General features: G+C 59.7%; 25 protein-coding genes. 10 read left to right on the top strand and 15 right to left on the bottom strand.

Annotated features, from left to right (window positions below; genetic code table 11):
* Positions 1-170 precede the first annotated feature (170 nt).
* On the bottom strand, positions 171-2,396 hold the full coding sequence (locus QMX98_RS17845; protein ID WP_282411162.1) for an NADP-dependent isocitrate dehydrogenase: 2,226 nt from the start codon (positions 2,394-2,396) through the stop codon (positions 171-173).
* Between the two features lie 494 nt (positions 2,397-2,890).
* Between QMX98_RS17845 and icd the strand changes: the two genes are divergently transcribed.
* Positions 2,891-4,147 (top strand): NADP-dependent isocitrate dehydrogenase, encoded by a 1,257-nt coding sequence (icd, locus tag QMX98_RS17840; RefSeq protein WP_010458895.1) that lies wholly within the window; start codon positions 2,891-2,893, stop codon positions 4,145-4,147.
* 74 nt (positions 4,148-4,221) lie between these two features.
* Here the strand turns inward: icd and QMX98_RS17835 are convergent, their stop codons facing one another.
* Positions 4,222-4,503 (bottom strand): cold shock domain-containing protein, encoded by a 282-nt coding sequence (locus QMX98_RS17835; RefSeq protein ID WP_042932186.1) that lies wholly within the window; start codon positions 4,501-4,503, stop codon positions 4,222-4,224.
* A 224-nt stretch (positions 4,504-4,727) separates the two neighbouring features.
* On the opposite strand from QMX98_RS17835, the gene clpS reads away from it, so the two are divergent.
* Positions 4,728-5,111 (top strand): ATP-dependent Clp protease adapter ClpS, encoded by a 384-nt coding sequence (gene clpS / locus QMX98_RS17830; RefSeq protein ID WP_010458899.1) that lies wholly within the window; start codon positions 4,728-4,730, stop codon positions 5,109-5,111.
* A 30-nt stretch (positions 5,112-5,141) separates the two neighbouring features.
* A complete protein-coding gene (gene clpA / locus QMX98_RS17825; protein ID WP_007946437.1) occupies positions 5,142-7,412 on the top strand; it encodes an ATP-dependent Clp protease ATP-binding subunit ClpA in 2,271 nt (756 codons plus the stop codon).
* Between the two features lie 242 nt (positions 7,413-7,654).
* Here clpA and infA read toward each other — a convergent pair whose 3' ends face one another.
* From infA to trxB, 4 genes are all read right to left on the bottom strand, one after another.
* Positions 7,655-7,873 carry a translation initiation factor IF-1 gene (gene infA / locus QMX98_RS17820; protein WP_002553999.1) on the bottom strand — a complete coding sequence of 73 codons (219 nt, stop codon included), beginning with the start codon at positions 7,871-7,873 and terminating at the stop codon, positions 7,655-7,657.
* A gap of 100 nt (positions 7,874-7,973) precedes the next feature.
* Entirely contained in the window at positions 7,974-8,681 is a 708-nt protein-coding gene (locus QMX98_RS17815) for an arginyltransferase (protein ID WP_282411161.1), read from the bottom strand.
* A gap of 57 nt (positions 8,682-8,738) precedes the next feature.
* Complete coding sequence (aat, locus tag QMX98_RS17810) at positions 8,739-9,419, bottom strand: leucyl/phenylalanyl-tRNA--protein transferase (RefSeq protein ID WP_010458902.1); 681 nt, start codon at positions 9,417-9,419, stop codon at positions 8,739-8,741.
* A 63-nt stretch (positions 9,420-9,482) separates the two neighbouring features.
* Positions 9,483-10,442 (bottom strand): thioredoxin-disulfide reductase, encoded by a 960-nt coding sequence (trxB, locus tag QMX98_RS17805; RefSeq protein WP_010458904.1) that lies wholly within the window; start codon positions 10,440-10,442, stop codon positions 9,483-9,485.
* 307 nt (positions 10,443-10,749) lie between these two features.
* Between trxB and QMX98_RS17800 the strand changes: the two genes are divergently transcribed.
* The 6 genes from QMX98_RS17800 (at position 10,750) to cysG (ending at position 18,411) form a co-directional block, all read left to right on the top strand.
* Positions 10,750-13,158, top strand: a complete 2,409-nt coding sequence (locus QMX98_RS17800) for a DNA translocase FtsK (RefSeq protein ID WP_010458906.1) — start codon at positions 10,750-10,752, stop codon at positions 13,156-13,158.
* 66 nt (positions 13,159-13,224) lie between these two features.
* The gene (gene lolA / locus QMX98_RS17795) at positions 13,225-13,848 is read left to right on the top strand and encodes an outer membrane lipoprotein chaperone LolA (protein WP_007904916.1); all 624 of its coding nucleotides are present in this window, start codon (positions 13,225-13,227) and stop codon (positions 13,846-13,848) included.
* 174 nt (positions 13,849-14,022) lie between these two features.
* A complete protein-coding gene (locus QMX98_RS17790) occupies positions 14,023-15,345 on the top strand; it encodes a replication-associated recombination protein A (RefSeq protein ID WP_027925133.1) in 1,323 nt (440 codons plus the stop codon).
* Entirely contained in the window at positions 15,346-15,720 is a 375-nt protein-coding gene (crcB, locus tag QMX98_RS17785; RefSeq protein ID WP_010458911.1) for a fluoride efflux transporter CrcB, read from the top strand.
* 15 nt (positions 15,721-15,735) lie between these two features.
* Positions 15,736-17,016 carry a serine--tRNA ligase gene (gene serS, locus QMX98_RS17780; RefSeq protein ID WP_010458913.1) on the top strand — a complete coding sequence of 427 codons (1,281 nt, stop codon included), beginning with the start codon at positions 15,736-15,738 and terminating at the stop codon, positions 17,014-17,016.
* Positions 17,017-18,411, top strand: coding sequence for a siroheme synthase CysG (gene cysG / locus QMX98_RS17775; RefSeq protein ID WP_010458915.1), 1,395 nt, complete (start codon positions 17,017-17,019; stop codon positions 18,409-18,411).
* Positions 18,412-18,545: 134 nt separating this feature from the next.
* Here cysG and QMX98_RS17770 read toward each other — a convergent pair whose 3' ends face one another.
* The 9 genes from QMX98_RS17770 to QMX98_RS17730 all read right to left on the bottom strand — a co-directional run bounded on the left by QMX98_RS17770 (position 18,546) and on the right by QMX98_RS17730 (position 23,580).
* Positions 18,546-19,547 (bottom strand): glutathione S-transferase family protein, encoded by a 1,002-nt coding sequence (locus tag QMX98_RS17770; protein WP_282411160.1) that lies wholly within the window; start codon positions 19,545-19,547, stop codon positions 18,546-18,548.
* Between the two features lie 90 nt (positions 19,548-19,637).
* Positions 19,638-20,639: a glycosyl transferase family protein gene (locus QMX98_RS17765; protein WP_282411159.1), complete on the bottom strand. Its 1,002-nt coding sequence runs from the start codon at positions 20,637-20,639 to the stop codon at positions 19,638-19,640.
* Positions 20,636-20,971: a TusE/DsrC/DsvC family sulfur relay protein gene (locus QMX98_RS17760; protein ID WP_010458921.1), complete on the bottom strand. Its 336-nt coding sequence runs from the start codon at positions 20,969-20,971 to the stop codon at positions 20,636-20,638. Before QMX98_RS17760 ends, QMX98_RS17765 begins: the two co-directional genes overlap by 4 nt.
* Positions 20,968-21,261, bottom strand: coding sequence for a sulfurtransferase complex subunit TusB (gene tusB, locus QMX98_RS17755; protein WP_282411158.1), 294 nt, complete (start codon positions 21,259-21,261; stop codon positions 20,968-20,970). Before tusB ends, QMX98_RS17760 begins: the two co-directional genes overlap by 4 nt.
* On the bottom strand, positions 21,261-21,623 hold the full coding sequence (gene tusC, locus QMX98_RS17750; RefSeq protein WP_077748749.1) for a sulfurtransferase complex subunit TusC: 363 nt from the start codon (positions 21,621-21,623) through the stop codon (positions 21,261-21,263). The genes tusB and tusC overlap by 1 nt, the downstream gene beginning before the upstream one ends.
* Position 21,624: 1 nt before the next feature.
* Positions 21,625-22,017 (bottom strand): sulfurtransferase complex subunit TusD, encoded by a 393-nt coding sequence (tusD, locus tag QMX98_RS17745; protein ID WP_010458929.1) that lies wholly within the window; start codon positions 22,015-22,017, stop codon positions 21,625-21,627.
* Positions 22,018-22,239: 222 nt separating this feature from the next.
* Complete coding sequence (locus tag QMX98_RS17740; RefSeq protein WP_042932182.1) at positions 22,240-22,944, bottom strand: YoaK family protein; 705 nt, start codon at positions 22,942-22,944, stop codon at positions 22,240-22,242.
* A gap of 35 nt (positions 22,945-22,979) precedes the next feature.
* On the bottom strand, positions 22,980-23,309 hold the full coding sequence (locus QMX98_RS17735; protein ID WP_077748751.1) for a DUF6388 family protein: 330 nt from the start codon (positions 23,307-23,309) through the stop codon (positions 22,980-22,982).
* 22 nt (positions 23,310-23,331) lie between these two features.
* Positions 23,332-23,580, bottom strand: coding sequence for a hypothetical protein (locus tag QMX98_RS17730; protein WP_008154823.1), 249 nt, complete (start codon positions 23,578-23,580; stop codon positions 23,332-23,334).
* A 162-nt stretch (positions 23,581-23,742) separates the two neighbouring features.
* On the opposite strand from QMX98_RS17730, the gene QMX98_RS17725 reads away from it, so the two are divergent.
* Positions 23,743-24,093, top strand: a complete 351-nt coding sequence (locus tag QMX98_RS17725; RefSeq protein ID WP_010458939.1) for a hypothetical protein — start codon at positions 23,743-23,745, stop codon at positions 24,091-24,093.
* Positions 24,094-24,177: the final 84 nt, after the last annotated feature.

Genomic DNA, 24,177 nt, shown 5'->3' with positions numbered 1-24,177 from the left:
GAGCGAGCCTGCTCGCGATGACGGTGGGTCAGTCGACATCAATGTTGAATGATATATCGCTATCGCGAGCAGGCTCGCTCCCACATTGGTGCGTATTTCATAGATGAAAAGTGTGGGGCACAAACAGAAACCCCGGCACTGGGCCGGGGCTTCTTTGCATCCTTACAACCTTAAACCAACGCAGCGATCGCGGCGTTGAAGGTGTTGCTTGGGCGCATGGCCTTGCTGATCAGCTCGGCATTAGCGTGGTAGTAACCGCCGATGTCCACTGGCTTGCCCTGAACGGCGTTGAGCTCGGCAACGATGGTTGCTTCGTTCTCGGCCAGGGTCTTGGCCAGTTCGCCGAACTGCGCTTGCAGTGCAGCGTCTTCGGTCTGGGCGGCCAGGGCCTGGGCCCAGTACAGCGCCAGGTAGAAGTGGCTGCCGCGGTTGTCGATATTGCCGACTTTGCGCGATGGCGACTTGTTGTTGTCCAGGAACTGGCCAGTGGCCTGATCCAGGGTCTTGGCCAGCACCAGCGCTTTCGGGTTGTTGTAAGTAACACCCAGATGCTCAAGGGAAGCGGCCAGGGCCAGGAACTCGCCCAGGGAATCCCAGCGCAGGAAGTTCTCTTCCAGCAGCTGTTGAACGTGCTTCGGTGCCGAACCGCCGGCGCCGGTTTCGAACAGACCGCCGCCATTCATCAGCGGAACGATCGACAGCATCTTGGCGCTGGTGCCCAGTTCCATGATCGGGAACAGGTCGGTCAGGTAGTCGCGCAGTACGTTGCCGGTCACCGAGATGGTGTCCTTGCCTTCGCGGGTACGGCCCAGGGTGAAGGCCATCGCGTCGACTGGCGACATGATGCGGATGTCCAGGCCGGAGGTGTCGTGATCCTTCAGGTAGGCCTGAACTTTCTCGATCACTACACCGTCGTGGGCGCGCATCGGGTCCAGCCAGAAAATAGCCGGGGTTGCGCTTGCACGGGCACGGTTGACGGCCAGTTTGACCCAATCCTGGATCGGCGCGTCTTTGGTCTGGCACATGCGGAAGATGTCGCCGGCTTCAACCGACTGCTCCAGCAGGGTGCGGCAAGCGCTGTCGGAAACCCGAACCACGCCGTTGGCCTTGATCTGGAACGTCTTGTCGTGGGAACCGTACTCTTCGGCTTTTTTCGCCATCAGGCCAACGTTTGGCACGCTGCCCATGGTGGTCGGATCGAAAGCGCCGTGCAGCTTGCAGTCTTCGATCACCGCCTGGTAGATGGTGGCGTAGCAGCGATCCGGGATCACCGCCTTGGTGTCGTGCAGCTGACCGTCAGTGCCCCACATTTTGCCGGAGTCACGGATCATCGCCGGCATCGAGGCGTCGACGATCACGTCGCTCGGCACGTGCAGGTTGGTGATGCCTTTGTCGGAGTTGACCATGGCCAACGACGGACGAACGGCGTAGACCGCCTGGATGTCCGCTTCGATCTGCGCTTGTTGCTCGGCCGGCAAGGCCTTGATGCGAGCGTACAGGTCGCCGATGCCGTTGTTCAGGTTGAAACCGATCTGTGCCAGCACGTCAGCGTGCTTGGCCAGTGCGTCTTTATAGAACTCGGCAACGATCTGGCCGAACATGATCGGGTCGGAGACCTTCATCATGGTGGCTTTCAAGTGAACCGACAGCAGCACGCCTTTTTGCTTGGCGTCCTCGATCTCGGCAGCGATGAAGCTGCGCAGAGCGTTTTTGCTCATGACCGCGCAATCGAGGATCTCACCGGCTTGCACGGTGGTTTTTTCTTTCAGGACGGTGGTGGTGCCGTCTTGAGCGATCAGTTCGATTTTGACGGCATCAGCGGCGTCGATCAGGGCGGCTTTTTCGCTGCCGTAGAAATCACCGGTGCTCATGTGTGCGACATGGGACTTGGAGTCCGCAGCCCAGGCGCCCATTTTGTGCGGGTGCTTGCGTGCATAGTTCTTGACCGACAGCGGTGCACGACGATCAGAGTTGCCTTCGCGCAGAACCGGGTTCACGGCGCTGCCCTTGATCTTGTCGTAACGCGACTTGGCGAGCTTGTCGGCGTCGGTGGTCACGGTTTCCGGGTAGTCCGGCAGGGCGAAGCCCTGGGCTTGCAGCTCTTTGATTGCGGCTTGCAGTTGCGGAACCGAGGCGCTGATGTTCGGCAGCTTGATGATGTTGGCTTCAGGCGTAACGGCCAGATCGCCCAGTTCGGCGAGGTGGTCGGCTACGGCTTTGTCACCCAATTGCTCGGGGAAGCTGGCCAGGATGCGCCCTGCAAGAGAGATATCGCGGGTTTCCACGGCGATATCAGCCGAAGCGGTGAACGCTTCTACGATAGGCAACAGTGAATAGGTGGCGAGGGCGGGAGCTTCGTCGGTGAAGGTATAGATGATCTTCGAGCGGGTGGGCATATTCGGATTAACTCTCTCTTCTTTGCTAAAGCGTGCGCAGAAACTCGAGGGGCGCCGGGTAAGCGCGTTCGTTCAAAGTCATCCATGAGCCGAATGTCGAGGTTTCTTTGCGGTGATGTTGGGTGCATCGGTCGAGCGTCAAGCGGGTGGGTTGCGGTAACAACCCTGCTTTTTCAGGCCCCAAGCCTCGTAGTAGAGAGGTCGGCCATCGTGACTCTGCGGTCAGCGGGCGGCATTATACATAGGTAGCTGGCAATCTGCCGATGGTTCATATGCAACGATTCTCGTCCATTGGTCTAAAGGTCGCAGGGGCGAGGGGGGCGTAGAGTCTTGCACCGTGCTTGAGTTTGGCGCTTTTCCCTTTGCTTTCAGGCTTGTACGTCGCGAACTGTGCAGCTTTGCGGCAGATGGATGGAACATAGGGTTTGCGTGCCGATTTAACTGGGGTACGCTCGAACGAAGCCAGATGTTCAATCCAAACAATGGAGTTCAGCATGGGATACAAGAAGATTCAGGTTCCAGCAGTCGGCGACAAAATCACCGTCAACGCGGACCATTCTCTCAATGTTCCTAACAACCCGATCATCCCCTTCATCGAAGGTGATGGTATTGGCGTTGATATCAGCCCGGTCATGATCAAGGTTGTCGATGCTGCTGTTAAGAAGGCTTACGGCGGCGAGCGAAAAATTTCCTGGATGGAAGTCTATGCCGGGGAGAAAGCGACTCAGGTTTACGATCAGGACACCTGGCTTCCCCAGGAAACCCTGGACGCAGTCAAGGATTACGTGGTTTCCATCAAGGGCCCTCTGACCACCCCGGTCGGTGGCGGTATCCGTTCCCTGAACGTGGCCCTGCGTCAGCAACTCGACCTTTATGTATGCCTGCGCCCGGTGCGCTGGTTCGAAGGCGTGCCTAGCCCGGTCAAGAAGCCAGGCGATGTCGATATGACGATCTTCCGTGAGAACTCGGAAGACATCTACGCCGGTATCGAATGGAAAGCCGGTTCGCCGGAAGCGACCAAGGTCATCAAGTTCCTCAAAGATGAAATGGGCGTCACCAAGATCCGTTTCGACGAAAACTGCGGTATCGGCATCAAGCCGGTTTCCCTGCAAGGCACCAAGCGTCTGGCGCGCAAGGCGTTGCAGTATGTGGTCGACAACGACCGCGACTCGCTGACCATCGTGCACAAAGGCAACATCATGAAGTTCACCGAAGGTGCCTTCAAGGAATGGGCCTACGAAGTGGCCGCTGAAGAGTTCGGTGCGACCCTGCTCGACGGCGGTCCGTGGATGCAGTTCAAGAACCCGAAAACCGGCAAGAACGTCATCGTCAAGGACGCCATCGCCGACGCCATGCTCCAGCAGATCCTGCTGCGCCCGGCCGAATACGATGTGATCGCGACCCTGAACCTGAACGGCGACTATCTCTCTGACGCCCTGGCGGCGGAAGTGGGCGGTATCGGTATTGCACCGGGCGCCAACCTGTCCGACACCATTGCCATGTTCGAAGCGACCCACGGTACTGCGCCGAAATACGCCGGCAAGGACCAGGTCAACCCGGGTTCCCTGATCCTGTCCGCAGAGATGATGCTGCGCCACATGGGTTGGACCGAAGCGGCAGACCTGATCATCAAGGGCACCAACGGCGCGATTTCCGCCAAAACCGTGACCTATGATTTCCATCGTCTGATGGAAGGCGCGAAACTGCTGTCTTCTTCTGCGTTTGGTGATGCGCTCATCTCGCATATGTAAGCGAGTTCCCGCATAACAAAAACCGCCCGATTCAGTGATTGAGTCGGGCGGTTTTTTTATGACTGAATGATGCGTCAGCTCGTTACTGTTTCCTGCGGGGTGACAGCGGCAGTCTGTTCATTTTCGGTTGTCGCAGCCTTGATTTCGACGGCATGCAGCCCCTTGGGGCCCTGAACAATCTGGAAACTCACGATTTGCCCGGCCTTGAGGGTTTTATATCCGTCCATCTCAATGGCCGAGTAGTGGGCAAAGAAGTCGATATCTTTTCCATCTTCGTCACGACCTTCTCTGGCGTCGGTGTTAATGAAACCGAACCCCTTGGCATTGTTGAACCATTTCACCTTGCCGACTGACATACCCATATCCCTCTGCAACAGACTCCATCACTGGAGTATCATCCAGTACATCCGCAGTCGAATCTCGAAATAAGATTGACTCCGCGGACCTTTTTTACCCACTGTGGGCTCTATTGGTTGTAACACCGTTTTGCCGATAGTCAAGGTGACCGGGCGGTCGGAGTTGAAATCGTCCATAGCCGCCCCCACCACTGTATTTGAACAACTGACGAACCTTTCTTTCCATGCATGCAATCAGCCAGATTCGACTAACATTCAATCAGGATCGCCCGGCTCTCCAAAAAGATCACCCGGAGCCCCACGACGACGATTCCGCAGGCATTGCTGTTCAGGAGGCAAAGCCTGCATTACAGGCGCCGCCGATGTACAAGGTGGTTTTGTTCAACGATGACTACACACCGATGGATTTCGTCGTCGAAGTGCTCGAGGTGTTTTTTAACCTGAATCGGGAGCTGGCGACCAAGGTCATGCTGGCCGTCCACACAGAAGGACGGGCAGTATGTGGAGTGTTTACCCGCGACATCGCCGAGACTAAGGCCATGCAGGTCAACCAGTACGCCAGGGAAAGCCAGCATCCGCTACTCTGTGAAATCGAGAAGGACGGTTAATCGCCGACCACTTGGGTATGAGGTGAAGCTATGTTAAACCGCGAGCTCGAAGTCACCCTCAATCTTGCCTTCAAGGAGGCTAGATCGAAGCGTCATGAATTCATGACCGTCGAACACCTCCTGCTGGCCCTATTGGACAATGAGGCTGCCGCCACCGTTTTGCGTGCCTGCGGCGCAAACCTCGACAAACTCAAGCACGATCTGCAGGAGTTCATCGACTCCACCACGCCCTTGATCCCCGTCCATGACGAAGATCGCGAAACCCAGCCAACCCTGGGCTTCCAGCGTGTCCTGCAACGTGCTGTTTTCCACGTACAGAGCTCGGGCAAACGCGAAGTGACTGGCGCTAACGTGCTGGTCGCCATCTTCAGTGAGCAAGAGAGTCAGGCAGTGTTCCTGCTGAAACAGCAGAGCGTTGCGCGCATTGATGTCGTCAACTACATCGCCCATGGCATTTCCAAAGTGCCGGGGCATGGCGATCACTCTGAAGGTGAGCAAGATATGCAGGACGACGAGGGCGGTGAGTCTTCTTCTTCAGGCAATCCTCTGGATGCTTATGCCAGCAACCTCAACGAACTCGCGCGCCAGGGTCGTATCGATCCGTTGGTAGGCCGTGAGCTGGAAGTCGAGCGTGTCGCGCAGATCCTGGCGCGTCGTCGCAAAAACAACCCGCTGCTGGTGGGCGAGGCGGGCGTGGGTAAAACCGCGATTGCCGAAGGCCTGGCTAAACGCATTGTCGACAACCAGGTGCCGGACTTGCTGGCCAACAGCGTGGTCTATTCCCTCGATCTGGGGGCCTTGCTGGCCGGGACCAAATACCGTGGCGATTTCGAGAAGCGCTTCAAGGCGCTGCTCAATGAGCTGAAAAAACGTCCGCAGGCGATCCTGTTCATCGACGAGATCCACACCATCATTGGTGCGGGTGCCGCGTCCGGTGGCGTCATGGATGCCTCGAACCTGCTCAAACCGCTGCTGTCGTCGGGCGATATCCGTTGCATCGGCTCAACCACGTTCCAGGAATTCCGCGGGATCTTCGAGAAGGACCGTGCCTTGGCCCGGCGCTTCCAGAAGGTCGATGTGTCGGAGCCTTCGGTTGAAGACACCATCGGTATCCTGCGCGGCCTGAAAGGGCGTTTTGAAGCGCACCACAACATCGAATACAGCGATGAGGCGTTGCGTGCCGCCGCTGAACTGGCGTCGCGCTACATCAATGACCGGCACATGCCGGACAAGGCCATCGACGTCATCGACGAGGCGGGCGCCTATCAGCGTCTGCAGCCGATCGAGAAGCGCGTGAAACGCATCGAGGTGCCTCAGGTCGAGGACATCGTCGCGAAAATCGCGCGGATTCCGCCTAAGCACGTCACCAGCTCCGACAAAGAGCTGCTGCGCAACCTTGAGCGTGACCTGAAGCTGACGGTATTTGGCCAGGATGCCGCGATCGACTCGCTGTCGACCGCGATCAAACTGTCCCGTGCTGGCCTCAAGTCGCCTGACAAGCCAGTCGGTTCGTTCCTGTTCGCAGGACCGACCGGCGTCGGTAAAACCGAAGCGGCGCGTCAGCTGGCCAAGGCGTTGGGCATTGAGCTGGTTCGTTTCGACATGTCCGAGTACATGGAGCGCCACACCGTATCGCGTCTGATCGGTGCGCCTCCAGGTTATGTCGGGTTCGATCAGGGCGGTCTGCTGACCGAAGCCATCACCAAGCAGCCTCACTGCGTGCTGTTGCTCGATGAGATCGAGAAGGCGCATCCGGAAGTCTTCAACCTGCTGTTGCAGGTGATGGACCACGGTACGCTGACCGATAACAACGGGCGCAAGGCGGATTTCCGTAACGTGATCGTCATCATGACGACCAACGCCGGTGCCGAAACAGCAGCGCGTGCTTCGATCGGTTTCACCCATCAGGACCACTCGTCCGATGCGATGGAAGTGATCAAGAAGAGCTTCACGCCGGAGTTCCGCAACCGTCTGGACACCATTATCCAGTTTGGTCGCCTCAGCCATGAGGTCATCAAAAGCGTGGTGGACAAGTTCCTTACCGAGCTTCAGGCGCAGCTGGAAGACAAGCGCGTGCAGCTGGAAGTGACCGATGCTGCGCGAAGCTGGCTGGCAGCAGGTGGCTACGACTCGGCAATGGGTGCTCGACCAATGGCGCGTTTGATCCAGGACAAGATCAAGCGTCCGCTGGCGGAAGAGATCCTCTTTGGCGAACTGGCCGACCATGGTGGCGTGGTGCACATCGACCTCAAGGACGGCGAGCTGACCTTCGAGTTCGAAACCACGGCCGAAATGGCCTGACGTTAACCGCGACAAAGCAAAAGGCGCCGAGAGGCGCCTTTTTGCTGTTCGCCGAATTTGAACGCCTGACACCTCGTCCTGTGGGAGCCTGCTCGCGATGGCGGCGGGTCAGCTTGCATTGATGTTGAATGCAATGCCGCTATCGCGAGCAGGCTCGCTCCCACTGGGGGATGGTGTTGATCCATCAAATCGCAGACAAACAAAAACGCCCGGCATAAACCGGGCGTTTTGTATTGACTTGATTAGCGAGCGCGGTAAGTGATACGCCCTTTGCTCAAGTCATAGGGCGTCAGCTCGACGCGCACTTTGTCACCGGTAAGAATACGAATGTAGTTCTTGCGCATCTTGCCGGAGATATGCGCGGTTACGACGTGCCCATTTTCCAACTCCACACGAAACATGGTGTTGGGCAGGGTGTCGACGACAGTGCCTTCCATTTCGAAGCTGTCTTCTTTCGACATGCAGTAAAGCCCTCGGTGTCCAATGAATGGCCCGGTGCAACTGCGCCAGGCAAAAGCGGCGTGCATTGTGCCCGAAAAATGGGGTTTAAGCCAAGGGGTTCTAGTTCAGGATGACCCAGCGCTGATTAATCAGCAGTTCGATAGGTCGATATTGCGTCTTGTAGCTCATCTTTTTGCAGTTTTTGATCCAGTAGCCGAGGTAGACCGCTTCCAGTCCAAGGCGCCGGGCCTCGGCGATTTGCCAGAGGATCGCGTAGCGACCCAGGCTGCGACGTTCTTCATCGGGTTCGTAGAAGGTGTAGACCGCCGACAGACCGTTCGGCAGCAAGTCGGTAACGGCCACTGCCAGGAGCCGGCCTTCGAGACGAAATTCGTAGAATCGGGAGAATGGCAGGTCGCGCACCAGGAACGTCGAAAACTGGTCGCGACTCGGTGGGTACATGTCGCCATCGGCGTGACGTTGTTCGATGTAGCGCTGATAGAGATCGAAATACTCTTCGCTGAATTTAGGCCGGGCCGGGCGCACTTGCAGGCCGGCGTTACGTTTGAAAATGCGCTTCTGCTGACGGTTGGGCGAAAATTGCGCCACAGGGATGCGCGCCGGGACGCAGGCATTGCAATTCTGGCAATGAGGCCGGTAGAGATGATCGCCGCTGCGACGAAAACCCATTTCAGACAGGTCTGCGTAGACATGCACATCCATGGGCTGGCTAGGGTCGAGAAACAGGGTCGTGGCCTGCTCCTCGGGCAGATAGCTGCAAGAGTGGGGCTGAGTGGCATAAAACTTCAAACGCGCCAACTCGGTCATGATCAACCCTCGGGAATAAGCTTTGGATTAAGTGTAAGCCACACGGGCAAAAGTCGCTCAGCAAACCCAGGTTGCACGGCTGGGTTGATCCAGATGTTGTGCGAGGAAGTTGGCGAAATCGCGCCGAGGAATCGCTCGGGCGCCGAGGCTGTGCAGATGGTCGGTCGGCATCTGGCAGTCGATCAGCACAAAGCCTGAGTCTTTCAGATGTCGCACCAGCGTGGCAAAGCCATATTTCGAGGCGTTGTCGGCGCGGCTGAACATGGATTCGCCGAAAAACAGCTGACCCATCGCCAGGCCATAGAGCCCGCCGACCAGCACGCCATCATCCCAAACCTCCACGGAATGCGCGTAGCCACGTCGATGCAGCTCGAGATAAGCCGTCTGCATCGCGTCAGTGATCCAGGTGCCGTCGGCGTAGTCCCGAGGCGCGGCGCAGGCGCTGATCACCGAGGCAAAGTCCTGATCGAAGGTCACTTGATAGCGTTGCTGGCGCAGCAATTTATTCAGGCTGCGCGAGACATGCAGTTCGTCGGGAAATAAGACGGTGCGCGGATCCGGCGACCACCAAAGGATCGGCTGGCCTTCCGAGAACCATGGAAAGCAGCCGTGGCGATAAGCCTGAATCAGACGATCGGCGGACAGATCTCCACCCGCGGCCAGCAACCCGTTGGGGTCGCGCATGGCTTTTTCCAGCGGCGGGAACGTCAGGGTGTTGCGTTGTAACCAAGTCAGCATGGCATCCGGGCTTGCAGAAGGGGAGGGCGGTGACGGGCTGGCGGCCCGCCGTGAAGTGTGCCGTCAAACGGTGGGAATGTCGTCGAGGTATTTCTCGGCGTCCAGCGCGGCCATGCAGCCGGCCCCGGCGGAGGTTACGGCCTGTCGGTAGACGTGATCGGCCACGTCGCCGGCGGCGAACACGCCCGGGATCTGGGTAGCTGTGGCATCGCCATCGCTGCCGCCCTTGACCAGCAGATAGCCGTCGCGCATTTTCAACTGGCCCTCGAACAGGTCAGTGTTGGGCTTGTGGCCGATCGCGATGAACACGCCGGCCAGTGGCAATTCACGGGTTTCGCCTGTGTGGCTGTCGCGCAGGCGGGCGCCGGTCACGCCACTGGCATCACCCAGCACTTCATCGAGATTCTGGTTCCAGTGCAGGCGGATATTGCCGTTGGCGGCTTTTTCGAAGAGTTTGTCCTGGAGAATCTTCTCCGAGCGCAACTTGTCGCGCCGGTGAATCAGGTGGACTTCCTTGGCGATGTTCGACAAGTACAGTGCTTCTTCAACCGCTGTGTTGCCGCCGCCGACCACCGCGACCACTTGGTTGCGATAAAAAAATCCGTCGCACGTGGCGCAGGCCGAAACCCCTCGGCCGGCAAAGGCCTCTTCCGAAGGCAGCCCCAGATATTGCGCCGAGGCGCCGGTCGCGATAATCAGCGCGTCGCAGGTGTATGTGCCGCTGTCGCCGATGAGCTCGAACGGGCGTTGTTGCAACTTGGCGGTGTGGATGTGGTCGTAAACGATCTCGGTGGCAAAGCGCTCGGCGTGTTTTTGCATGCGTTCCATGAGCACCGGGCCGGTGAGGCCTTCAACGTCGCCGGGCCAGTTATCGACTTCGACGGTCGTGGTCAGCTGGCCACCTGCCTGTATGCCGGTAATGACAACGGGTTTGAGGTTGGCGCGGGCGGCATAAACGGCTGCGCTGTATCCGGCAGGGCCGGAACCCAGAATGATCAGGCGGGAATGCTTCGGTTCGCTCATAAAAACACCTCATAAGCCTTTGTCACAAAAGAGAATGCATGCTCAAATTGAAACGCGCGTAACGTGCTTTTGGCTATGCTACACCGAAGGGCTTCAAGCATGGCATCGGGCGAACAAACCCGTACAATGCCGTCTGTAACAGTGATTGAAACAAAATAAGCTGTGCGTACCGTGTTTATAAAAACCGGGGTGCAATGTTAAAAGTAGTCCCAGTTGCGCGTGTTAACTTTTTTACCTGCCTGGATTGGGCAGTTTTTTATAGTCATTCAACAGATGGACGCGCCATGGGCGCAGGAAAAGAAGCGTTTTGAAGAAATCCACCGCAGCACCCAAAACAGTCGTCGTTCCACTCTGGCGCCAGCACTTGCACTACCGGCTCAAGGAAGGTGCATTGATCGCCATCGGTGGCCTGTGCCTGTTCCTGATGATGGCCTTGTTGACCTATGGCAAGGACGATCCGGGCTGGAGCCATAACAGCAAGATCGACGACGTACAGAACTTCGGCGGGCCGGTCGGCTCCTACAGCGCCGATATCCTGTTCATGGTGCTGGGTTACTTCGCCTACATCTTCCCGTTGTTGCTGGCGATCAAGGCCTATCAGATCTTCCGTCAGCGCCACGAACAGTGGCAGTGGAGCGGCTGGCTGTTCTCCTGGCGCCTGATCGGCCTGGTGTTTCTGGTGCTGTCGGGCGCGGCACTCGCGCATATCCATTTCCATGCGGCGACCGGTCTGCCGGCCGGTGCGGGCGGCGCGTTGGGCGAAAGTCTTGGCGACCTGGCCAGGAACGCGCTGAACATCCAGGGCAGCACGCTCTTGTTCATCGCGCTGTTCCTGTTCGGCCTGACGGTATTCACTGACCTGTCGTGGTTCAAGGTGATGGACGTTACCGGCAAGATCACCCTCGACCTTTTCGAACTGTTCCAGGGCGCGGCCAATCGCTGGTGGAGCGCCCGTGTCGAGCGCAAACAACTGGTGGCGCAGCTGCGTGAAGTCGATGATCGCGTGCATGACGTGGTCGCCCCGACGGTTACGGACAAACGCGAGCAAGCCAAGGTCAAGGAACGCCTCATCGAGCGTGAGCAGGCCCTGAGCAAGCACATGTCGGACCGCGAGAAGCAGGTGCCGCCTGTCATCGCACCTGCGCCGCCCAAGCCGGCAGCGCCGAGCAAGCGCGTCGAGAAAGAGAAGCAGGCGCCGTTGTTCGTTGACAGCGCCGTCGAAGGCACCTTGCCGCCGATCTCGATTCTCGACCCGGCCGAAAAGAAACAACTCAATTACTCTCCAGAATCGCTGGCCGCCGTCGGCCACTTGCTGGAAATCAAGCTCAAGGAATTCGGCGTCGAAGTCTCGGTGGATTCGATCCATCCGGGCCCGGTCATTACCCGTTACGAAATCCAGCCGGCCGCCGGCGTCAAAGTCAGCCGCATCTCCAACCTGGCGAAAGACTTGGCGCGATCCCTGGCCGTGACCAGCGTTCGTGTGGTGGAAGTGATTCCGGGCAAGACCACCGTCGGTATCGAGATTCCCAACGAGGACCGCCAGATCGTGCGTTTCTCCGAAGTGCTGTCGACCCCTGAGTACGACAACTTCAAGTCGCCGGTCACCCTGGCCCTGGGCCACGACATCGGCGGCAAGCCGGTCATCACTGACCTGGCGAAAATGCCGCACTTGTTGGTGGCCGGTACGACCGGTTCCGGTAAGTCGGTGGGTGTGAACGCGATGATCCTGTCGATCCTGTTCAAGTCCGGCCCGGAAGACGCCAAGCTGATCATGATCGACCCGAAAATGCTCGAGCTGTCGATCTACGAAGGCATTCCGCACCTGCTGTGCCCGGTCGTGACCGACATGAAGGACGCGGCCAACGCCTTGCGCTGGAGCGTGGCGGAGATGGAGCGTCGCTACAAACTGATGGCGAAGATGGGCGTACGAAACCTGTCGGGCTTCAACGCCAAGGTCAAGGAAGCTCAGGACGCGGGCACGCCGCTGACCGATCCGTTGTACAAACGCGAAAGCATTCATGACGAAGCGCCGCTGCTGACCAAACTGCCGACCATCGTCGTTGTCGTCGACGAATTCGCCGACATGATGATGATCGTCGGCAAGAAGGTTGAAGAACTGATCGCCCGTATCGCTCAGAAGGCCCGTGCGGCCGGTATCCACTTGATCCTCGCGACCCAGCGTCCGTCGGTTGACGTGATCACCGGTCTGATCAAGGCCAACATCCCGACGCGCATGGCGTTCCAGGTGTCGAGCAAGATCGACTCCCGGACGATCATCGACCAGGGCGGTGCCGAGCAACTGCTGGGCCACGGTGACATGCTCTACATGCCGCCGGGCACCAGCCTGCCGATCCGTGTCCATGGTGCGTTCGTGTCCGATGACGAGGTTCACCGGGTGGTTGAGGCCTGGAAACTGCGCGGTGCACCGGAATACAACGACGAGATCCTGGCCGGTGTTGAGGAGGCCGGTAGCGGTTTCGACGGTGGCAGTGGCGGTGGCGACGAAGACAGTGAATCCGATGCGCTTTACGACGAAGCGGTGCAGTTCGTCCTGGAAAGCCGTCGTGCGTCCATCTCTGCGGTTCAGCGCAAGCTGAAAATCGGCTACAACCGCGCCGCACGCATGATCGAAGCCATGGAAATGGCCGGGGTCGTGACGTCCATGAATACCAACGGTTCGCGTGAAGTCCTGGCGCCTGGCCCGGTACGCGACTGATTTGATTTTGAAAGGATGGCGCAGTGATGCGCCACCCGAACTCCCACGAATGTTATGAGGACTCCCATGCGTCTTATCCGCATGCTGTTGCTGCCGGTACTGGCTTTGACCACGCTCTCGGCCCACGCCGATGACAAGGACGTGGCGCGTCTGACCCAACTGCTGGAAAAATCCCAGACCCTGACTGCGCGCTTCTCACAGCTGACGCTGGATGGCAGCGGCACCCAGTTGCAGGAAACGGCCGGGCAAATGTCCCTGCAGCGTCCTGGCCTGTTCTACTGGCATACCGACGCACCGCAAGAGCAATTGATGGTTTCCGATGGCAAGAAGGTGTCCCTTTGGGACCCGGACCTGGAACAGGTCACCATCAAGACCCTTGACCAGCGCCTGACCCAGACACCTGCGCTGCTGCTGTCCGGCGACGTGTCCAAGATCAGCCAGAGCTTTGACATCAGCGCCAAGGAAGCCGGCGGCGTGATCGACTTCACCTTGAAACCTAAAACCAAGGACACCCTGTTCGACAGCCTGCGCCTGTCGTTCCGCAATGGCCTGGTCAATGACATGCAACTGATCGACAGCGTCGGTCAGCGTACCAATATCCTGTTCACCGGCGTGAAGGCCAACGAGCCGATCCCGGCGTCCAAGTTCAAGTTCGACATTCCCAAGGGTGCCGACGTCATTCAAGAGTAAGACGCAAAACCTGTTGGAGCTGGCTTGTGTGGCGAGGGAGCTTGCTCCCGCTTGGGGCGCGAAGCGCCCCCCGAAATGGGACTGCTGCGCAGTCCAGCGGGAGCAAGCTCCTTCGCCACAGGATTTCGCCAGACTTGAGAACTGCGTAATAAAGCGAGGTTTCAACCGCACGTGATGGACCTGTTTCGCAGTGCCCCGATCGCTCAACCCTTGGCCGCCCGCTTGCGCGCAGCCAATCTGGACGAGTACGTCGGTCAGGAACACCTGCTGGCTCGCGGCAAGCCTTTGCGCGAAGCCCTGGAGCAGGGTGCCCTGCACTCGATGATTTTCTGGGGCCCGCCGGGCGTGGGCAAAACCACCCTGGCGCGGTTGCTCGCGGAAGTCTCGGATGCGCACTTTGAAACGGTCTCGGCGGTACTGGCTGGCGTGAAGGAAATCCGTCAGGCAGTGGAAATCGCCAAGCAGCAGGCCGGCCAGTACGGCAAGCGCACCATCCTGTTCGTCGATGAAGTGCATCGCTTCAACAAGTCGCAGCAGGATGCATTCCTGCCATACGTTGAAGACGGCACGCTGATTTTCATCGGCGCAACCACGGAAAACCCTTCCTTCGAACTCAACAACGCGTTGCTCTCCCGGGCACGCGTTTACGTGCTCAAAAGCCTCGACGAAGCGGCCCTGCGCAAACTGGTGCATCGGGCGCTGACCGAAGAGCGTGGCCTGGGCAAGCGCCAGCTGACCCTCAGCGATGAAGGCTTCCAGATGCTCCTGTCGGCTGCCGATGGCGATGGCCGACGTTTGCTGAACCTGCTGGAAAACGCCTCGGACCTGGCAGAAGACAACAGCGAGATCGGCGTCGATCTGCTGCAAAGTCTGCTCGGCGATACCCGCCGGCGTTTCGACAAGGGCGGCGAAGCGTTTTACGACCAGATTTCTGCGCTGCATAAATCGGTGCGCGGCTCCAATCCCGACGGCGCGTTGTACTGGTTCGCGCGGATGATCGACGGCGGTTGCGATCCGCTGTACCTGGCCCGGCGCGTGGTGCGCATGGCCAGCGAAGACATCGGCAACGCTGACCCGCGGGCCCTGAGCCTGTGCCTGGCGGCGTGGGAAGTGCAGGAGCGCCTCGGCAGCCCTGAAGGCGAGTTGGCGGTGGCCCAGGCCATAACTTATCTGGCTTGCGCGCCGAAAAGCAACGCGGTGTACATGGGGTTCAAGGCCGCCATGCGCAGCGCCACCGAACACGGTTCGCTGGAAGTGCCGCTGCATTTGCGCAACGCACCGACCAAGCTGATGAAGCAATTGGGTTACGGCGATGAATACCGTTATGCCCACGATGAGCCGGACGCCTATGCCGCTGGCGAAGACTATTTCCCGGAAGAACTCGAGCCGCAACCGTTCTATCAGCCTGTGCCTCGCGGCCTGGAGCTGAAGATCGGCGAAAAGCTCAATCACCTTGCACAACTTGACCGTCTAAGCCCCCGGCAGCGGAGAAAATAAGTGATTCCTTTGGTTATTGCGGTCTCCGTTGGCGGTGTCGCCGGGACTCTGTTGCGCTTTGCCACCGGTAATTGGGTCAACGCTAATTGGCCGCGGCACTTCTATACCGCGACGCTGGCCGTTAATATCGTCGGCTGTTTGCTGATCGGCGTTCTATACGGTCTGTTTTTACTACGCCCGGAGGTGCCGATCGAGGTGCGCGCCGGGTTGATGGTCGGCTTCCTCGGGGGGCTGACGACTTTTTCATCCTTTTCACTGGATACGGTGCGCCTGCTCGAAACCGGGCAAATGCCGCTGGCCCTGGGCTATGCTGCCATCAGCGTATTCGGCGGGCTGCTCGCCACTTGGGCTGGCCTGTCCTTGACCAAACTTTGATAACGAGAGACCGACATGCTCGATTCCAAACTGTTACGTAGCAACCTTCAGGACGTAGCGGACCGCCTGGCATCCCGTGGCTACACGCTGGATGTTGCGCGCATCGAAGCGCTGGAAGAACAGCGCAAGACCGTCCAGACCCGCACCGAAGCACTGCAGGCTGAACGTAACGCGCGCTCCAAATCCATCGGCCAGGCAAAGCAGCGCGGCGAAGACATCGCGCCGTTGATGGCCGACGTCGAGCGTATGGCGAACGAATTGAGTGCCGGTAAAGTCGAGCTGGACGGGATCCAGACCGATCTGGACTCGATCCTGCTCGGCATCCCGAACCTGCCGCACGAATCCGTGCCGATCGGTGATGACGAAGACGGCAACGTCGAAGTGCGCCGCTGGGGTACCCCGACCGCGTTCGATTTCCCGGTCCAGGACCACGTGGCCCTGGGCGAGAAGTTCGGCTGGCTGGACTTCGAAACCGCCGCCAAGCTGTCCGGCGCCCGTTTCGCCCTGTTGCGCGGCCCGATCGCCCGTATGCATCGCGCCCTGGCGCAATTCATGATCAACCTGCACACCAGCGAACACGGTTACGAAGAGGCCTATACGCCTTATCTGGTCCAGGCCCCGGCGCTGCAAGGCACCGGTCAGCTGCCGAAGTTCGAAGAAGACCTGTTCAAGATCAGCCGCGAAGGCGAAGCCGATCTGTACCTGATCCCGACTGCTGAAGTGTCGCTGACCAACATCGTCGCCGGCGAGATCGTCGATTCGAAGCTGCTGCCGATCAAGTTCGTCGCCCACACGCCGTGCTTCCGCAGCGAAGCCGGTGCGTCGGGTCGCGATACCCGCGGGATGATCCGTCAGCACCAGTTCGACAAGGTCGAGATGGTCCAGATCGTTGAGCCGTCGACCTCGATGGACGCGCTGGAAGGTCTGACGGCCAACGCCGAGAAAGTCCTGCAACTGCTGGAACTGCCTTATCGTACGATTGCACTGTGCACCGGTGACATGGGCTTCAGCGCAGTCAAGACTTACGATCTTGAAGTGTGGATTCCGAGCCAGGACAAGTACCGCGAGATTTCGTCGTGCTCCAACTGCGGCGACTTCCAGGCCCGTCGTATGCAAGCGCGTTTCCGCAACCCGGAAACCGGCAAGCCTGAACTGGTTCACACCCTGAACGGTTCGGGTCTGGCAGTCGGTCGTACCCTGGTGGCGGTGCTGGAAAACTACCAGCAAGCCGACGGTTCGATCCGTGTGCCTGAAGTGCTGAAACCTTACATGGGTGGCCTCGAGGTCATCGGCTAAATGGACTATCTGCCGCTGTTCCATAACCTTCGCGGCAGTCGTGTGTTGGTCGTTGGTGGGGGGGAGATTGCCTTGCGCAAATCCCGCCTGCTGGCCGAAGCCGGTGCGCTGCTGCGGGTGGTCGCACCTGAAATCGAACCGCAACTGCGCGAGCTGGTTGTCGGCAGCGGCGGCGAGTGCCTGTTACGGGGCTACGTTGAAGCGGACCTGGACGGTTGCGGGCTGGTCATCGCCGCCACCGATGACGAACCGCTGAACGCGCAAGTTTCCGCTGATTCCCATCGGCGTTGCGTGCCGGTCAATGTGGTGGATGCGCCGGCTTTGTGCAGCGTGATCTTCCCGGCGATCGTCGACCGTTCTCCCTTGATCATTGCGGTGTCCAGCGGCGGCGATGCGCCGGTGCTGGCGCGGCTGATCCGCGCCAAACTGGAAACCTGGATTCCGTCCACCTACGGTCAACTGGCCGGTCTGGCGGCGCGTTTTCGCAGCCAGGTCAAACGCCTGTTCCCGGACGTGCAGCAGCGTCGGGCATTCTGGGAGGATGTGTTCCAGGGCCCGATTGCCGACCGGCAACTGGCCGGGCAGGGTGCTGAAGCCGAACGCCTGATGCTGGCGAAGATCAATGGCGAAGCGCCGGTCGCCACCGGTGAAGTGTATTTGGTGGGCGCGGGTCCCGGTGATCCCGACTTGCTGACCTTCCGTGCCTTGCGCCTGATGCAGCAAGCCGATGTGGTGCTCTACGACCGCCTGGTCGCCCCGGCGATTCTCGATCTGTGCCGTCGCGATGCCGAGCGGGTCTACGTCGGCAAGCGTCGCGCCGATCACGCGGTGCCGCAGGACCAGATCAATCAGCAATTGGTCGATCTGGCCAAGCAAGGCAAGCGGGTCGTGCGATTGAAGGGCGGTGATCCGTTCATCTTCGGTCGTGGCGGTGAAGAGATCGAAGAACTGGCGGCCCATGGCATCCCGTTCCAGGTCGTGCCGGGTATCACCGCCGCGAGCGGTTGCGCGGCATATGCCGGGATTCCGCTGACCCATCGCGATTACGCGCAGTCGGTGCGATTTGTCACCGGGCACTTGAAGGACGGTTCCACCGACTTGCCGTGGGCCGACCTGGTTGCGCCGGCACAAACCCTGGTGTTTTACATGGGGCTGGTGGGCTTGCCGATCATCTGCGAGCAACTGATCAAGCACGGTCGCGGGGCGGACACCCCAGCGGCGCTGATTCAGCAGGGCACCACGGTCAATCAGCGGGTATTTACCGGCACGCTGGCTGATCTTCCTCGACTGGTGGCGGAGCATGAAGTGCATGCGCCGACGCTGGTGATCGTTGGGGAAGTGGTGCAATTGCGCGAGAAACTGGCCTGGTTTGAAGGGGCTCAGGCGCAAGTCTGATCGGACCGAGTCGGTCGAGCGCGACCCCGTCCCATCACTGGCTGGCTAGCTTCCACAGGGGATTTGAGAACGACACAAATCCAGTGTGGGAGCTAGCCTGCTAGCGATTGGGGGCCTCAAAAATGGCACAAACCTCAGGCCCTGCGCCAAACCCCTTTCCCGTTCAACCGCGCCCGATCATGGGTTGCTGTGAAATCCTGCGTCGGCCCTTTCGGCACAATCCCGGTCGGGTTGATGGTCTTGTGGCTGCCGTAGTAATGATTTTTGATGTGCTGAAAATCCACCGTCTCGGCAACGCCCGGCCATTGGTAAATCTCCCGCAGCCAGTTCGACAGATTCGGATAATCGGCAATCCGCCGCAGGTTGCACTTGAAGTGGCCGTGATACACCGCATCAAAGCGAATCAGCGTGGTGAACAGCCGAATATCCGCTTCGGTCAGGTACTCGCCGACCAGGTAACGGTTGGCGCCCAGCAGTTGCTCCAATCGATCCAGTTCGGCAAACACATCATCAAACGCTTCTTCATACGCCTGCTGTGACGTGGCAAACCCTGCGCGATAAACGCCGTTGTTCACGGCCGGATAAATCCGCTCATTCAACGCATCGATCTCGCCGCGCAGGGGGGCCGGGTAGAAATCCAGGTCATTGCCGGTCAGGTCATCGAAGGCGCCGTTGAACATGCGGATGATCTCCGCTGATTCATTGTTGACGATGCGGTTTTGCTGTTTGTCCCAGAGCACCGGCACGGTGACGCGACCGGTGTAGTTGGCGGTATCGGCGGTGTAGCGCTGGTGCATGAAATTGAAATGATCGAGTTTGTCGCCGGTCGAGCCCAGATTCTGGTCGAAGGTCCAGCCGTTTTCCAACATCAACCAGCTGACCACCGAGACGTCGATCAGGTTTTCGAGGCCTTTGAGTTTGCGCAGGATCAGCGTGCGATGCGCCCACGGACAGGCGAGGGATACATAAAGGTGATAGCGGCCAGCTTCGGCTGCAAAGCCACCGACGCCCGTCGGGCCGGGCTTGCCGTCGGCGGTCAGCCAGTTGCGACGTTGCGCCTGTTCGCGCTGGAACGCGCCATCCTTGCTGCTTTCGTACCACTGGTCCTGCCAGCGACCTTCAACTAACAAACCCATGTTCAAGACTCCTCAATCAATAAGCGTTGGAGAGGAGTCTATTCATATAGGTTCGATAAAATAGCGCAAAGGTTCGAGGGTTATGATCGGTTAAATCGATCTGTCCCGAGCGTCCCAATACTGCTGCGCCGTTTCGAAGGCGTGTTCTCGGGTCTGACCGAGGCCACGCAATGCGAGGGCCATGGTCGAGATCAAGGCCATTTGCGGGTAGCTGTCGACCACGTCACCGCGCCAAACGGCTTTCAAATGTTCAGGATCGAGCGAGGCGGGTTTGACGTGGCGTTGATTCGACAACTGCGGCCATTCCTCGTCCCAGCTTTCGCCGCCGGTGGTGCCGTACAGGTGGCTGTCGGCATCCGGGTTGATCTCGATTTCGCCACCGTCGCCCTTGACCACAATCGCGGTGTCGCCGAGCAAGCCGCTGGCATCGCGATGCACCGCCTGGTAACCCGGGTGGAAAATGCTTTGCAGGCCGCAGCGAGCACCCAACGGGTTGAGAATGCGGGTGAGGGAGTGGATCGGCGAACGCAGGCCCAAGGTGTTGCGCAGGTCGATCATGCGCTGCAACTGCGGTGCCCAATCCACCAGCGGCATAAACGCCAGGCCTCCGTTATCGAGCGCCGAGCCGACCTGTTGCCAGTCGCGGCACAACGGGATGTTCAAGCCTTCCAGCAGTTGTTCGCTGTAGAGCCGGCCGGCCGTATGGGCGCCGCCGCCGTGCATGAAGATGCGCACGCCGTTTTGCGCCAGGCATTTGGCCGCCAGCAGGTACCACGGCAGGTGACGCTTCTTGCCGGCATACGTCGGCCAGTCCAGGTCCACCGCCAGGGCTGGCGGGTTCAACCGTTCGCGCAGGGCTTCGGTGAAACCGGCCATTTCCTCGGCGCTTTCTTCCTTGTGCCGCAACAGCATCAGGAACGCGCCGAGCTGGGTGTCCTCGACCTTGTCGTCGAGCACCATGCCCATGGCTTCACGCGCTTCGGCCCGGGTCAGGTCGCGGGCACCGCGCTTGCCTTTGCCGAGGATCCGCACGAACTGGGCGAACGGGTGTTCGGCGGGCGTTTCGAGGGTCAGCGCTGGAAAGTCAGTCATAAGCAATTCGTCGGTTTGGGCAGGCCCGCCAGTTTCGCGGCGAGTTTGGCAGGGGTGCCTTTGAACAGTCGGTTGAGGTGCAGGCTGTTGCCTTTTTCCGGGCCGAGCTTCAACGCGGTGTATTTGATCAGCGGGCGGGTGGCCGGGGATAGCTGGAATTCGGCGTAGAAGTTGCGGAGCAATTCGAGGATTTCCCAGTGCTCCGGGCTCAACTGGATGTCTTCGGCGGCGGCGAGGGCGCTGGCCACCTCGCTCGACCAGTCACTCAGTTCGACCAGGAAACCGTCCTTGTCCAACTCGATGGCGCGTGCGCCGACTGTCAGGGAATTCATAGCCAACTGTTCACCTTGTCGTAGTGAATCGACAACTCGACGAAGGCGGGGTAATCAATGGCTTTGGCCGCGTCAGGAACCGCCAACGCACGGGCCTGGGCGTCTTCGGCCAGTACGAACAGGTTCAACGGGCGGGCATTCAGCGCGTTGAACGGCGCGGTGCCCGGTTGCAACGCATAGACGGCGTCGCCGGTCAGCAGCAACGCGTCGTTTGTGCCGATCACGCGCAGGCAACTGGTCAGGCGGTCATCGCCGAACGGGGAATGAGACAACACATGCAAAGTCGACATCAGAGGGTGATCACCTGGTCGTAACGGTCAATAAGTGCGGTGATTTCCTGGGTGGCCAGCACCCGGGCTTCTTCAAGCGACCGACCGTTGAGGTCCAGACCTCGTTCGGCAGCGCTGTGGCCACAGACATACAGGTCTTCCACACCGAACATCGGCAACGCTTGCAGGTTGGCGCTCAGGTCTTTTTGTTGCAGGGCCTTGGCGTCCTGTTTCGCAGCGAGCTGGAACACCCCGTCATCGAGAAACAGCAAGCCAATCGGCAGGTCGAACGCGCCACCAGCCAGCACGATGTCCAGCGCTTCCCGAGCGTTCGGCCCGGACCACGGGGCCTGGCGGCTGATAATCAACAAGGATTTAGCCATCTCACGCGCCTCCGAAACAGATCAGGCGGTCAGCGTCTTGCACCGCGTCATGCAACTGGCCGAGGCCGGACAATTCCCACGGCGCGCCCACGGCAACGGCGTCACGCTGATAGCGTCCGGCTTCCTCTGCGTTCAACACGCCACGGCGCAGGGCGGCGGCAATGCACACGACGCCATCCAGCTGATGCTCGGTGACAAAGGCGCGCCATTGCTTGGGCAGGTCCTGCTCATCCTGCGGCGTGACCACGCTGCCGGAGGCGTTGTAGACGCCGTCCTGATAGAAAAACAGCCGGACAATCTCATGCCCGCCGGCCAGCGCTGCCTGGGCAAACAGCAAGGCACGGCGCGAGGAGGGCGCATGGGCGGCGGAAAACAGCGCGATGGCGAACTTCATGACGGACTCGATCAGCAAAACTGCGGTCATGATAAAGCTTTATCGCGAGTGCGGCGAAGGGGGTTTACTCGTAGACCGAGTCGCGGCCATCGCGAGCAGGCTCGCTCCTGCAAGGTATTTGGTGGTGCATGACACTGAAATCCACCACAGAACCCTGCGGGAGCGAGCCAGCTCGCGATAGCGGCCTGTCAGGCGACATCAATGCGGAACGTGATAACCCGCTCAACGCGGCATATACCCCAACTGCCATCGCCGTGGAATCTTCAGCGACAGCAATCCAATCGCGCCCGCCAGCAACCCGCTGACAAACAACGCCTTGAGCCCAAGGTGGTGTTCCAGCACCGCGCCGAGCACGGCACCGGCAAACATCCCCGTCCAGGGAATCAACTGAACCCGCCAGCCATTACGCCGCTCACCGAGCATCCAGCGCCCCAGCCCACGCCCGAAGCGCGACAGGGCGCCGGTGACGTAAGTGAGGCCGACCGGCAAGCCGTTCACTTCCTCCACCGCCGCGTTGAGCATGCCCATGGCGATGATTGTCGCCAGCAGTGCCGGCAATTGTTCGTCAAAAGGCCAGGCCGCGGCGCCGCAGAGCAGCATTGCGATGCCCAGCAGCAAGGGCAGCGCCCGGCGGCCACCGAGGCGGCTGACGACAATGCCCAAGGCGTTGCCGACAATGAAGGTGGTCACGAGAATCAGCAGGCGCAGGGTCAGCCCGAGATCGCCGTCGCTGATGGCCACGGCGAGGCGGGTGGTGTTGCCGCTCATGAAGGAGACAAAGTCGCCGCTGGCCATGAAGCCGATGGCGTCAGTCATGCCGGCGAGCACCGAGAGCGCGGCCACCAGCACCATGCCGATGCGTCCGCGCCATTTCTGGATATGAAGATGGCCCGGGCTGGCGCGAGAAGTCGAGAGGGATGGCAACATCGGCGAAAGTCGTCCTCAGGCAGCGACCATCAGGGTCACTTGATCAATCCATGTAGTTCGCAATACTCCAGCCAGTCCATACCGGCCATCTCGGCCACTTCCTTGTGCACTTCAAGACGCTGAGAATCGTAGTCTTCAGGCGTCACGGCGGTCAATTGCAATGTCAGCTCCCAGGCAAACAGACCCAGGCGCTCGGCTTCGGCCTCGAAGGCCTCATGCAAGCGCTCGTCACGATATTGCGCCGCGGTCTCGCCTTTGGCCTGGGCCAACAGCGGGTTGAGGTTGTCGAGCTCATTGCGCAGCTCAGGACGCTCATCGAGAAACTTCTTCAGCGCTTTCTCGTGTTGCTGTTCGGTTGCCGCCATGGTCGCTCCTTGAGGCCCGGGTTTACGAAGATTGCTTCTTGCTGGCCTTGGCCGCAGCCGCCAGGCACTCGAGGGCAAACTGCTCGGGGTAGGTCATCTGGATCGGCGTGGTTTCGCCTTTGACGGTGCGTTCGCCGTCGAGGATGTAACGGATTCGTTTGTCGGTGACGCCAATGCGCTTGGCGATCCAGGACGGCGTCTGACCGATCTGGCTGATCAGCTTGTCAGCGTATTCGGCGGTCGGTTTGTAATACTCGGCGTTGGGTGTCATGACCTTTCCAGAAAATGAGCCCGGAAAAAACGGGCGATGCGACGTTAATGGCGCGACAGGGTGCGCGAATCGTCACGCGATGTCGCGGTATAAATGAAGTAAAGCAGAACGATACGCCGTGCCACGGTGATACAGTCCGCTTTTTCTTGATGAGCGAACACAATGCGAATTCTGATGGTGGCGCTGGCCGTGACGTTGCTGGCGGGATGCGCCGGCTCGGTGATGAACGATGCCCGCACCAAAGCCCCTTACAAAACCCTGAAATCGGACAAGCCGGAAAAAGTCGTCGCCCAGTGCGTGCAGTTTTCCTGGCAGGACGAGGCGGTGTTCGGTGTCGATGCCGGCGCGTATTTGCAGCCGGGAGAGAAGGGTGGGTCCACCGTTTACACGCGTTCTGCGGAGTCCTTTGTCGACGTGACCACCGATGCGTCAGGCACCGTGTTGAGTTACTACGCACAGCAAGATGACTTTGTGGCCAAGCGCCGCCTGGCGGCGCTGGCGACCTGCCTCTGACCTGAGGCGTTGACCCCCATCCCCTGTAGGAGTGGGGGGGGGGGCGGGGGGGGGGGGGGGGGGGGCGCGAAATTTTTGGTTGGG

Source organism: Pseudomonas sp. PS02303 (genome assembly GCF_029959925.1).
GTDB classification, from domain to species: domain Bacteria; phylum Pseudomonadota; class Gammaproteobacteria; order Pseudomonadales; family Pseudomonadaceae; genus Aquipseudomonas; species Aquipseudomonas mandelii.
This window is presented reverse-complemented; position numbering and strand designations above follow the sequence as displayed.